General features: G+C 68.9%; 11 protein-coding genes. All 11 read right to left on the bottom strand.

Annotation, left to right across the window (positions count from 1 at the left end):
- Positions 1 to 60: 60 nt before the first annotated feature.
- The 11 genes from metK to ACFV4K_RS09735 all read right to left on the bottom strand — a co-directional run bounded on the left by metK (position 61) and on the right by ACFV4K_RS09735 (position 11,695).
- Positions 61 to 1,275, bottom strand: coding sequence for a methionine adenosyltransferase (gene metK / locus ACFV4K_RS09785; RefSeq protein WP_379273563.1), 1,215 nt, complete (start codon positions 1,273 to 1,275; stop codon positions 61 to 63).
- A 198-nt stretch (positions 1,276 to 1,473) separates the two neighbouring features.
- Complete coding sequence (coaBC, locus tag ACFV4K_RS09780) at positions 1,474 to 2,694, bottom strand: bifunctional phosphopantothenoylcysteine decarboxylase/phosphopantothenate--cysteine ligase CoaBC (RefSeq protein WP_379273562.1); 1,221 nt, start codon at positions 2,692 to 2,694, stop codon at positions 1,474 to 1,476.
- A gap of 7 nt (positions 2,695 to 2,701) precedes the next feature.
- Positions 2,702 to 2,980 (bottom strand): DNA-directed RNA polymerase subunit omega, encoded by a 279-nt coding sequence (rpoZ, locus tag ACFV4K_RS09775; RefSeq protein ID WP_213556271.1) that lies wholly within the window; start codon positions 2,978 to 2,980, stop codon positions 2,702 to 2,704.
- 45 nt (positions 2,981 to 3,025) lie between these two features.
- The gene (gmk, locus tag ACFV4K_RS09770; protein WP_357083302.1) at positions 3,026 to 3,610 is read right to left on the bottom strand and encodes a guanylate kinase; all 585 of its coding nucleotides are present in this window, start codon (positions 3,608 to 3,610) and stop codon (positions 3,026 to 3,028) included.
- A 7-nt stretch (positions 3,611 to 3,617) separates the two neighbouring features.
- Positions 3,618 to 3,941: an integration host factor, actinobacterial type gene (gene mihF / locus ACFV4K_RS09765; RefSeq protein ID WP_033086940.1), complete on the bottom strand. Its 324-nt coding sequence runs from the start codon at positions 3,939 to 3,941 to the stop codon at positions 3,618 to 3,620.
- A gap of 601 nt (positions 3,942 to 4,542) precedes the next feature.
- On the bottom strand, positions 4,543 to 4,971 hold the full coding sequence (locus ACFV4K_RS09760) for a VOC family protein (RefSeq protein WP_379273560.1): 429 nt from the start codon (positions 4,969 to 4,971) through the stop codon (positions 4,543 to 4,545).
- A 33-nt stretch (positions 4,972 to 5,004) separates the two neighbouring features.
- Positions 5,005 to 5,853: a patatin-like phospholipase family protein gene (locus ACFV4K_RS09755; RefSeq protein WP_379273558.1), complete on the bottom strand. Its 849-nt coding sequence runs from the start codon at positions 5,851 to 5,853 to the stop codon at positions 5,005 to 5,007.
- 103 nt (positions 5,854 to 5,956) lie between these two features.
- Positions 5,957 to 6,781 carry an orotidine-5'-phosphate decarboxylase gene (gene pyrF / locus ACFV4K_RS09750; protein ID WP_379273557.1) on the bottom strand — a complete coding sequence of 275 codons (825 nt, stop codon included), beginning with the start codon at positions 6,779 to 6,781 and terminating at the stop codon, positions 5,957 to 5,959.
- Positions 6,778 to 10,083 carry a carbamoyl-phosphate synthase large subunit gene (carB, locus tag ACFV4K_RS09745; RefSeq protein WP_379273555.1) on the bottom strand — a complete coding sequence of 1,102 codons (3,306 nt, stop codon included), beginning with the start codon at positions 10,081 to 10,083 and terminating at the stop codon, positions 6,778 to 6,780. Before carB ends, pyrF begins: the two co-directional genes overlap by 4 nt.
- Positions 10,083 to 11,201: a glutamine-hydrolyzing carbamoyl-phosphate synthase small subunit gene (gene carA, locus ACFV4K_RS09740; protein WP_357083317.1), complete on the bottom strand. Its 1,119-nt coding sequence runs from the start codon at positions 11,199 to 11,201 to the stop codon at positions 10,083 to 10,085. Before carA ends, carB begins: the two co-directional genes overlap by 1 nt.
- Positions 11,198 to 11,695, bottom strand: a complete 498-nt coding sequence (locus ACFV4K_RS09735; RefSeq protein WP_357286134.1) for a transporter — start codon at positions 11,693 to 11,695, stop codon at positions 11,198 to 11,200. The genes carA and ACFV4K_RS09735 overlap by 4 nt, the downstream gene beginning before the upstream one ends.
- Between the last annotated feature and the right edge of the window lie 35 nt (positions 11,696 to 11,730).

Below are 11,730 nucleotides of genomic sequence, written 5' to 3'. Positions count from 1 at the left end.
GGGCTCGGAGGGGGACTCCGCGCCCGACGCTCCCGTCGAGAACTGTTGGGTGCCGGTCAATTACAGCCCGGCGGCCGCGCGCAGCTTCTCCGCGCGGTCGGTGCGCTCCCACGGCAGATCCACATCCGTGCGGCCGAAGTGGCCGTAGGCGGCGGTCGGCGCGTAGATCGGGCGCAGCAGGTCCAGGTCGCGGATGATCGCGCCGGGACGCAGGTCGAAGACCTCACCGATGGCGTCGGAGATCTTGATCGGGTCGATCTGCTCGGTGCCGAAGGTCTCGACGAACAGGCCGACCGGGGCCGCCTTGCCGATGGCGTAGGCGACCTGGACCTCGACCCGCTCGGCCAGGCCGGCGGCGACGACGTTCTTGGCGACCCAGCGCATGGCGTACGCGGCCGAGCGGTCCACCTTCGACGGGTCCTTGCCGGAGAAGGCGCCGCCACCGTGGCGGGCCATGCCGCCATAGGTGTCGACGATGATCTTGCGGCCGGTCAGGCCCGCGTCACCCATCGGGCCACCGAGCACGAACTTGCCGGTCGGGTTGACCAGCAGACGCACGTCGGAGGTGTCGAGCGGGTTGGGCAGCTGCAGCTCGGACAGGACCGCGTCGACGACCTTCTCGCGGATGTCGGGGGCCAGCAGGTTGTCCAGGTCGATGTCGGCCGCGTGCTGGGTCGAGATGACGACGGTGTCGAGTCGCTTCGGGATGGCGCCGTCATACTCGATGGTGACCTGGGTCTTGCCGTCGGGCCGCAGGTACGGCAGCACGCCGGTCTTGCGGACCTCGGTCAGACGCCGGGACAGCTTGTGCGCCAGCGAGATCGGCAGCGGCATCAGCTCCGGGGTCTCGACAGTGGCGTACCCGAACATCAGGCCCTGGTCACCCGCGCCCTGACGGGCGATCTCGTCGTCCTCGCCGCCCACGCGGGCCTCGTGCGAGGTGTCCACACCCTGGGCGATATCGGGCGACTGCGCGCCGATCGCGACGTTCACGCCACAGGACGCGCCGTCGAAACCCTTTGCGGAGGAGTCGTATCCGATCTCCAGGACCTTCTCGCGGACGATGGTCGGGATATCGGCGTAGGCCGAGGTGGTGACCTCACCGGCCACGTGCACCTGACCGGTGGTCACCAGGGTCTCCACCGCGACCCGGCTGCGCGGATCGGCCGCGAGCAACGCGTCGAGGATGGAATCGCTGATGGCATCACAGATCTTGTCGGGATGACCTTCGGTCACCGACTCACTGGTGAATAGGCGGCTGCCAGACGTGCGCACAGTTGTTCCCTCTCCCTCAACGGGTTTCTCGTATCGGGTGGCGACAGTAGCGTCTCCGCGCCATCGCACAACCCTTTGTCTCAGGTTATTCCAATATGTTCGTCACAGGGGCGAACCACCACCGTGACGAGCACATTGCGACTCGGACACCCGCCGCGACCTGCGCGGCGAGCGTCCGAACCCTGCGGTGCCGAGGCTTCAGCGGAGCAAGGGACCGAGTGCGTCCAGCACTCGGCTAGCCAATAGGGCCTTGGACCCGTGGTCCAGGGCGATCTCGGTGCCGTCGGCGCCGAGCAACCAGCCGTCGTTGGTATCGACCTCGAAGGCCTTCCCTTCCCCGACGGCGTTCACGACCAGCAGGTCGCAGCCTTTGCGGGCCAGTTTGGCCCGGGCGTGGGTGAGCACGTCGGCGTGCTCGTCCCCGGTCTCGGCGGCGAAGCCGACGATCGCGGTGCCCGGTAGGTGCCCGTCGCGACGAGCCTGTACCAACCCGGCAAGGATATCGGGTGTCTTGGCCAGCTCGATCGAATTCGGTTCGCCCGCACCCTTTTTGATTTTGGACGCGGCGACGTTGACCGGCCGGAAGTCGGCGACCGCGGCCGCCATGATGACGGCGTCCGCGCCGAGCGCGTGCTTGTCGACGGCCACCTTCAACTGGTCGGCGGAGGTCACGTGCACCACCTCGACGGCGGCCGGGGCCTCCAGGCCGATGGTGTTGCCCGCGATCAGCGTCACCTGCGCGCCACGCTGGGCGGCCAGGCGGGCGATCGCGTAGCCCTGCTTGCCCGAACTCCGGTTGCCCAGGAAGCGGACCGGGTCGAGCGCCTCACGGGTGCCACCGGCGGAGACCACCACGCGGCGGCCCTCCAAGTCGCGCGGCAGCGCGTCGGCGCGCTCGAGCAGCAGCCGGGCCAGACCGAAGATCTCCTCCGGCTCGGGCAGCCGGCCCGGACCGGTGTCGGTGCCGGTCAGGCGGCCCGAGGCGGGTTCCATCACGGTCGCGCCGTGCGCGCGCAGCGTCGCCACATTCGCCCGGGTGGCCGGATGCTCCCACATCTCGGTGTGCATGGCCGGGGCGAACAGGACCGGACAGCGCGCGGTCAGCAGCGTCGCGGTGAGCAGGTCGTCGGCGCGGCCCTGCGCGGCGCGGGCCATGAGGTCCGCGGTGGCGGGGGCGATGACGACCAGGTCGGCCTCCTGGCCGAGGCGCACGTGCGGCACCTCGGGCACCTCGGCGAAAACACCGGTGTGCACGGGATGGCCGGACAGCGCCTCGAAGGTGGCCTTGCCGACGAATTGCAACGCCGACTCGGTGGGAATGACACGAACCTCGTGCCCGGTTTCGGTGAACCGGCGCACGAGGTTGCAGCTCTTGTAGGCGGCGATACCGCCGCCGACGCCGACGACGACTCGGGTCACCGCGGTTTTACTCCCCTTCGGAGTGCTCGAGCAGGTCGGCGTGGATCTCGCGCATGGCCACCGACAGCGGCTTCTCCTGCAGACCCGGCTCGACCAGCGGACCGACGTATTCGAGGATGCCGTCGCCGAGCTGGTTGTAGTAATCGTTGATCTGCCGCGCGCGCTTGGCCGCGTAGATGACCAGCGCGTACTTGGACGACGTCCGCTCCAGCAGTTCGTCGATCGGCGGGTTGGTGAGGCCGACCGGAGTGTCGTAGGCGGGAACGGTCTTGAGGTCCGTACTCACTAGGAAGGCTCCTGCGGGGTTGTTCGGAAGGATGGCGTTCGGGAGCTAGGACCCCGAATTTGTGCTAACGAACAACGATACCAACTGCTCGCAGGCGCTGGTGACGTGGTCGTTCACGATCACGATGTCGAACTCGTCACGCGCGGCCAATTCGGTGCGCGCGGTCTGGAGCCGACGCTCGATGACCTCGGGCGATTCGGTCCCGCGCGAGGTCAGGCGGGACACCAGCTCATCCCAGCTGGGCGGGGCCAGGAAGACCAGCAGGCCCTCCGGCATGGATTCGCGGATCGAGCGCGCGCCCTCGAGGTCGACCTCGATCAGGACGTGGTGTCCGGAGGCGAGCGCTTCCCGCACGGGTGCGGCCGGGGTGCCCGACCGCTGCAGTCCACCATGGATATCGGCCCATTCGAGCATTTCGCCGCCGTCGATCATGGCGTCGAATTTCTCGCGGGTGACGAAGTGGTAGTCCTGACCGTCGACCTCCCCGGGCCGCGGAGCCCGGGTGGTGGCCGACACACTGAATACCAATTCGGGCAGTCGTTCGCGCACGCAGCGCACGACGGTGGACTTGCCGACGGCCGAGGGGCCGACCAGTACTACCAGTCGACCCTTCCGAGTGTGTTCGACCACCCTCGGATTATTCGGCGCTGAAGTCGAACCGGGCCAGCAGCGCCTTACGCTGCCGGTCGCCCAGTCCGCGCAGGCGGCGGGTGGGAGCGATCTCGAGCTCGCTCATGATCTCGGCAGCCTTGACCTTGCCAACCTTCGGCAGGGCCTCGAGCAGGGCCGAAACCTTCATCTTGCCGAGGACTTCGTCCTTCTCGGCGTCCGCAAGGACCGTCTTCAGATCGGTGCCACCACGCTTCAAGCGCTCCTTGAGCTCCGCCCGAGCGCGGCGAGCGGCAGCCGCCTTCTCCAAAGCAGCGGCGCGCTGCTCGTCAGTCAGCTGGGGAAGGGCCACGGTTCCTCCGTCTCATCGTTCATTGCTTGATCTACCTCCGGTAACCCGGTGGTCTCAGCGACCGTACCCACGACGCTTGCCGATTGCGAACCCACCCCCCAGGTCAGCGCGTGATTCGGCGCGTGACCGGGCCGGATGCACATCGCCGCGGGCGCCGCCGCACCGGGCGCGCCCGACCGCCGCGCGGGGTCGCGAATAGCCTTGCGGCCAGGGCTTTTTCGGTTTCTCGACCGCGCGTTCGAGGGGTCGGACTGGCCTCGGATGAAACCGTGACCGAGCTGTAATCACGCGACCTGGATTTTTCTTGGATTTCTCGGCGTGTCGTTCGAATCCGTAGCGCGTGTCGCGCATCACCGGGGCCCGTTCCGAGACCTTGAAAACTCGCAAATCAGACACCCTCCGATGCAGGTCGGACCCGGTGCGACCACCTGCGACGACCCCCGAACGGCCCGTTTCCGGCCCTCACGCGGCCGCTGACGCGCGAAACCCGGCCGATACACGCGAGGACCCGCCCACCGCCCGGGCGGGCGGGAGCGGGTCGATCCGGACAAGCGTTCGATCGGGCCGCCGGATGGGTTCGCCGAGAGCGAACAGGATCGGATCAATCCTCGTACTGGCACAGCTCCACGAGCGTGCCCTCGGGAGCGCGCACGTGGCCCACGCGCATGCCCCACGCGGGCTGGTCGGCGGGCTCCCCGACGACGACCGCGCCGCGCTCGCGCAGCACGGCGATCGCCTTGTCGACATCGGCGACCCGCAAAACCACCACGGCCGTGTCGATTTCGCCGCGCGGCCGGTGCTCGGCGCCGATCGCCGCGTCCATGTAGGCGCGGGTGAACAGCGCGAGATCCTGCGTGCCGACGACGAAGCAGGCGTAGGGCCCGTCCTCGGACTCGGGCACGTCGCCCTCGACTTCGGCCTTCAGACGCAGTCCCAGCACGTCGCGATAGAACCGGAAGCTGGACGCGAAATCGTCGACCAGGATGCGGGTTTGGGCGTACGAGAGCAGGCCGAGGGCGGCGTCGGACATGAGAAATCCCACCTTTCTACCGAGCGGTCCGGTTCAGGCCAACCAGAAATCCCGCACCCCGGGCGCCGCCTGCGCGCCCTGCCGCGCCCCGGCCTCGTAGGCGGGCACCAGCGCGTCCGCGCTGAACAGGTCCCGTCCGAACGCGGCGATGGCATCGATGTCGGGGGCGATGAACATCGTTGCCGCGCCACCCAGGTCGCGGTCGGACGGGGCGTGCGGGAACAGGTGCGCCAGCGGCTCGATGACCAGCATCCGCTCGGCTCCGGCCGCCAGATCGGCGTTGATGGGCGAGCGCATGCCGCCGTCGAAGTAGTGCGCGCCGTCGATCGGAATCGGCGGGAAGACACCGGGAACCGAGGTGCTCGAGGCCAGCGCCTCGGGCAGGGTGGCCTTGCCGCCGGGGGTCCAGACCCGCAGTTCCCCGGTCTCGACGCTGATGGCGGTGATCAGCAGATCGCACTGCGGCCAGTCGCTGTGGCCGACGAACGCGCCGATGCGGGCGATGTGGGTGGCCGGATCGCCGAGATTCATCTCCAGGGCGCGAGCGCCCGCACGACGACGCGCCTCGGCCGGGTCCAGGCCGGGCGTGCTGAGCAGGCCGAGGATCTCGCCGAAGCTGTTCGGGTCGAACTTGATCGGTTCGAGTTCGGCGGTCCCGGTGGAGGGCCGCCGCAGCAGCAGGTTCAGGTCGACGTCCACGGCCAGGGCCGCGCCGACGACCGCTCCGGCGGAGGTGCCGACGATCCGGTCGGCCGAGGCCGGGTCGAATCCGGCCTCACGCAGGGCGATGACGACGCCCGCCATCCAGCTCAGGCCGACCGCACCACCTCCGCCCAGGACGAGCGCATGGCGAATTCCCTTGGGCGGCATCGCGGCAGACATGAGGCCACTGTATCCGCGGCGGGCAAGGAAACGGAGGATAACCCTCCGAAAAGACTCGCGGCACCGGATCGGACCCGGTGCCGCGAGTAACTCTGTCCCGGAATCAGCGCTGCAGGAAGGCGAATTCCTCCGACAGCTCGGCGACCTTCTCCTTCAGCGCGGCCACCGACGGACCAGCTTTGAGCACCTCACGCGAGACATTGGGCAGCACCGCGCCCAGGTCGCGCGCGGGCACCAGGGCGCGAATGGAGTCCGCTCCCCCGCCCTGCGCGCCCACACCCGGCATCAGGATGGGCCCGTTGAGGGCGCTCAGGTCCGGGGCCTCGGTCAGGGTCGCCCCGACAACCACACCGACGGAACCGAATTCGGCCCCGACATTGGCCGCGGCGGCGTCGTCGACCATGCGCTGGGCGATGCTGCGGCCGTCGGCGCCGGTGATGCGTTGCAGCTCCGCGCCTTCCGGATTGGAGGTGGCCGCCAGCACGAACACGCCGCGCCCGTTGGCCGCGGCCAGCTCCAGAGCCGGTGCGAGCGAACCGAATCCGAGATACGGCGACACGGTGAGCGCGTCGCTGCCCAGCGGGCCGTCACCGAGCCAGGCGTGCGCGTAGGCGTCCATGGTGGAGCCGATATCGCCGCGCTTGGCGTCGGCCAGCACCAGGGTGCCCGCCGCCCGCAGCGCCGCGATGGTCTCCTCCAGCACCATCATTCCGGCCGAACCGTAGGTTTCGAAGAACGCCACCTGCGGCTTGACCAGGGCGACCCGGCCCGCGAACGCCCGCACGCAGGCGTCGGCGAACTTGGCCACCCCGGCGGCGTCCTCGCTCAGGCCCCAGGCCCGCAGCAGCGGCGGATGCGGGTCGATGCCCACGCACAACGGTCCGTGCGCGCGCATCGCCTCCCGCAGCCGTAGCCCGAAGCTGGTCATCCGCGCAGCACCGCGTGCAGTTCCTGCAGGGAGCGAACGCCGATGCCGCCGCGAATGGTGGCCTCGATGCCCTGCACGGCCGCGGCCGCGCCCTGCACGGTGGTGATGCACGGGATGTTCGCGCCGACCGCGGCGGTGCGGATCTCGTAGCCGTCCACGCGCGGGCCGTTGTTGCCGTAGGGCGTGTTGAACACGATGTCGACGTCGCCGTCCTTGATCATGTCCACGATGCCGGCCTCGTCGGGCGCGTTGTCGGACTGCTTGCGCACCCGATCGCACGGAATGCCGTTACGGCGCAGCATCTCCGCGGTGCCCTCGGTGGCGAGGATGCGGAAGCCCAGGTCGTGGAGGCGCTTGACCGGGAACACCATGGCGCGCTTGTCGCGATTGGCGATGGACACGAACGCGGTGCCCTCGGTCGGCAGCGAACCGTAGGCCGCCGACTGCGACTTGGCGAAGGCGGTGCCGAAGTCGGCGTCGATGCCCATGACCTCACCGGTGGACTTCATCTCCGGCGAGAGCAGCGAGTCGATGCCGGAACCGTCCGGGCGGCGGAAGCGGTGGAACGGCAGAACCGCTTCCTTGACCGCGACCGGGGCCTCGATCGGCACGGTGCCGCCGTCGCCCGTGGCCGGGAGCAGGCCCTCCTTGCGGAGTTCGGCGATGGTGGCGCCCAGCGCGATCCGCGCCGCGGCCTTCGCCAGCGGCACCGCGGTGGCCTTGGAGACGAACGGCACGGTGCGGCTGGCGCGCGGATTGGCCTCGAGGACGTAGAGCACGTCGTCCTTGAGCGCGTACTGCACGTTCAGCAGGCCCTTGACGCCGATGCCCTTGGCGAGCGCGGCGGTGGAGCGGCGCACGGCCTCGATATCGCTGCGGCCCAGGGTGATCGGGGGCAGGGCGCACGCCGAGTCACCGGAGTGGATGCCGGCCTCCTCGATGTGCTCCATGACGCCGCCCAGGTAGACCTCGTCGCCGTCGCACAGGGCATCGACGTCGATCTCGATGGCGTCCTCCAGGAACCGGTCGACCAGCACCGGGTGGTCCGGGGTGATCTCGGTGGCGCGGGAGATGTAGTCGGCGAGGGTGGCCTCGTCGTAGACGATCTCCATGCCGCGGCCGCCCAGCACGTAGGACGGGCGCACCAGCACCGGGTAGCCGATCTCGGCCGCGATCTTCTTGGCCTGCGGGAAGGTGGTGGCGGTGCCGTACTTGGGGGCCGGAAGACCGGCCGCGACAAGCACATCGCCGAACTCGCCGCGGTCCTCGGCCAGGTCGATGGCCGCCGCCGAGGTGCCGACCACGGGCACGCCCGCGTCGGTGAGGCGCTGCGCCAGGCTCAGCGGGGTCTGCCCGCCCAGCTGGCAGATGACGCCCGCAACGGTGCCGGACTCGGTTTCGGCGTGGTACACCTCGAGTACGTCCTCGAAGGTGAGCGGCTCGAAGTAGAGGCGGTCGGCGGTGTCGTAGTCGGTCGACACCGTCTCGGGGTTGCAGTTGACCATGATGGTCTCGTAGCCCGCGGCCGACAACGTCTGCGCGGCGTGCACACACGAGTAGTCGAACTCGATGCCCTGGCCGATGCGGTTCGGACCCGAGCCCAGGATGATGACCTTCTCGCGCTCACGCTGCGGCGCGACCTCGGACTCCGCGGCGGGATCGAGCTCGTAGGCCGAGTAGTGGTACGGGGTCTTGGCCTCGAACTCGGCGGCGCAGGTGTCGACGGTCTTGAACACCGGGCGGATCTGCAGGCGGTGGCGCAGCTCGCGCACGCCGCCCTCACCGGCGAGTTCCGGTCGCAGCGCGGCGATCTGGCGATCGGAGAGGCCGTAGTGCTTGGCGGTGCGCAGCAGCGGCTCGTCCAGCACGGGGGCGTCGATGATCTCCTGACGCAGCTCCACCAGGGCGGCGACCTCGGCGACGAACCAGGGGTCGATGCCGGAGGCGGCGGCGGTGTCCTCGATGCTCGCGCCCAGGCGCAGCGCACGCTCCACCTGGTAGATGCGACCCTCGGTGGGCACCTTGAGGTCGTCGAGAATGGCCTGCACGTCGGTCCATTCACCGTCGGGCTGGGTCCAGAAGCCGGTGGCCTTGGTCTCGAGCGAGCGCAGCACCTTGCCCAGCGCCTCGGAGAAGTTGCGGCCCATGCTCATCGCCTCGCCGACCGACTTCATGGTCGTGGTCAGCGTGGTGTCGGCGCCCGGGAACTTCTCGAAGGCGAAGCGCGGAGCCTTCACGACCACGTAGTCGAGCGTGGGCTCGAAACAGGCCGGGGTCTCCTTGGTGATGTCGTTGACGATCTCGTCGAGGGTGTAGCCGATGGCCAGCTTGGCGGCGATCTTGGCGATCGGGAAGCCGGTGGCCTTGGACGCCAGCGCCGACGAGCGCGACACGCGCGGATTCATCTCGATGACGATCAGGCGGCCGTCGCGCGGGTCCACCGCGAACTGGATGTTGCAGCCGCCGGTGTCGACGCCGACCTCGCGCAGGATGGCGATGCCCAGATCGCGCATCTTCTGGTACTCGCGGTCGGTGAGGGTCATGGCCGGGGCGACGGTGACCGAGTCACCGGTGTGCACGCCCATCGGGTCCACGTTCTCGATCGAGCAGACGATGACCACATTGTCGTTGCGGTCGCGCATGAGCTCGAGCTCGAATTCCTTCCAGCCCAGGATGGATTCCTCGATGAGCACATTCGCGGTCGGCGAGGCGGCCAGGCCGCCGCCGGCGATGCGGTCGAGGTCCTCATGGTTGTAGGCCATGCCCGAGCCCAAGCCGCCCATGGTGAAGGAGGGGCGCACGACGACCGGGAAGCCGAGCTCGGCGACCGTCTCGCGGACCTCGTCCATGGTGTAGCAGACCTTGGAGCGCGCGGACTCGCCGCCGACCTTGGCGACGATGTCCTTGAACTTCTGGCGGTCCTCACCACGCTGGATGGCCTCGAAGTCAGCGCCGATCAGCTCGACGTTGTACTTCTCGAGGATGCCGTTCTCGTGCAGGGCGACAGCGCAGTTCAGCGCGGTCTGACCGCCCAGGGTCGCCAGGATCGCGTCGGGACGCTCCTTGGCGATGACCTTCTCGACGAATTCCCAGGTGATCGGCTCGACATAGGTCGAGTCGGCGAACTCCGGGTCGGTCATGATGGTCGCCGGGTTGGAGTTGACCAGCGACACGCGCAGGCCTTCGGACCGCAGGACGCGACACGCCTGGGTTCCCGAATAGTCGAACTCACAGGCCTGGCCGATGACGATCGGGCCCGAGCCGATCACCAGGATGTGCTCGAGGTCTGTACGGCGTGGCATCAGGCTCCTTCCATCAGCATGGCGAAACGGTCGAACAGGTAGGCGGCGTCGTGGGGTCCGGCCGCGGCCTCGGGGTGGTACTGCACGGAGAAGGCCTTGCCGTTCACCAGCTGAACGCCTTCGACGACACCGTCATTGGCGCAGACGTGGCTGACCTCGGCCTTGCCGAACGGGGTGTCGAAGACCTCGCCGCGCTCCCCCTCGAGGGCGAAGCCGTGGTTCTGCGCGGTGATCGAGATGCGGCCCGAATGATGTTCGATGACCGGCACATTGATGCCGCGGTGACCGAACTTCATCTTGTAGGTGTTGCGGCCCAGCGCCCGGCCCAGGATCTGGTTGCCGAAGCAGATGCCGAACAGCGGGATGCCCTCGCCCAGGACGCCCTGGGTCAGCGCGACCTGCGTGTCGGCGGTGGCCGGGTCGCCCGGACCGTTGGACAGGAACACGCCGTTGGGGTTCAGTTCCTTGATCTGGTCCAGGGTCACGTTGGAGGGGACCACGTGCACCCGCATGCCGCGCTGGGCGAACATGCGCGGGGTGTTGGACTTGATGCCCAGGTCGACCGCGACCACGGTGAAGCGGTGCTCGCCGATCGGGTCGATGGTGTACATCTCGTCGGTGGAGACCTCACCGGCCAGGTCCGCGCCCAGCATGGACTGCTGGCCGTTGACCCGCGCGACGAGCTCCTCGTAGTCGGCGAGCTGGTCGCCGGAGAAGATGCCCGCCTTCATCGAACCGCGGGTGCGCAGGTGGCGCACCACCGCGCGGGTGTCGATGCCCGCGATGCCGACCACGTTCTGGTTCTCCAGCTCGGCCTGCAGGGTGCGGTTGGCGCGCCAGTTGGAGGCGCGGCGCGCGGGGTCGCGCACGGCGTACCCGGCGACCCAGATCTTCGACGACTCGTCGTCCTCGTCGTTCCAGCCCGTGTTGCCGATCTGCGGCGCGGTGGCCACCACGATCTGGCGGTCGTAGCTGGGGTCGGTGAGGGTCTCCTGGTACCCCGTCATGGCGGTACAGAACACCGCCTCACCCAACGTCTGCCCGACGGCGCCGAAGGTCGTCCCGCGGAACACGCGGCCGTCCTCGAGCACCATCACGGCAGTATTTCCGCTGCTCATGCCTCGTCTCCCGTCTTCGTAGCTGCTGCGGTCCATGCCGGGTACACCGCTTTGTCGTCACCGCGGAAACCGGTATCCACCTCGGTCCCGGTCGGCAATGTCCAGCGAATCACCAGCACACCGTCTTCTGTCATCACTTTGCCCGCGTGCCCGCGCTCGGCGCGCACCGCGGTGATGGATTCCTGCGGAATCCAGATCGTCGCCGCGCCATCCCGCTCGAGCAGGATGCCGCGTTCGAATCGGGTCAGCTCCGCGGTGGCGCGGAAACCCAGGTCGCCCACCGTGATTCGCTGAATCCAGCTGGGGGCGAGGGTGCTGCCGAGGTAGAGCCCCGTGGTGGGCTCCAACAGCTGCGCGCCGCAGTCGGCGGGCACCGCGGGCAGGTCGCCGATCGCGCCCGCCTGCTTCTTGGCCCGGCCCGTCCACGCCCAGTACATGAGTCCCAGGCACAGCACGAACAAGGCCAGCAGAATCAGCACTTGCAGCAGTCGCATTTCGGTTCTCCGTGTCGTCTTGGGATGCGCGAGGG

This window comes from Nocardia sp. NPDC059764 (assembly GCF_042732555.1).
Classification (GTDB): domain Bacteria; phylum Actinomycetota; class Actinomycetes; order Mycobacteriales; family Mycobacteriaceae; genus Nocardia.
This window is presented reverse-complemented; position numbering and strand designations above follow the sequence as displayed.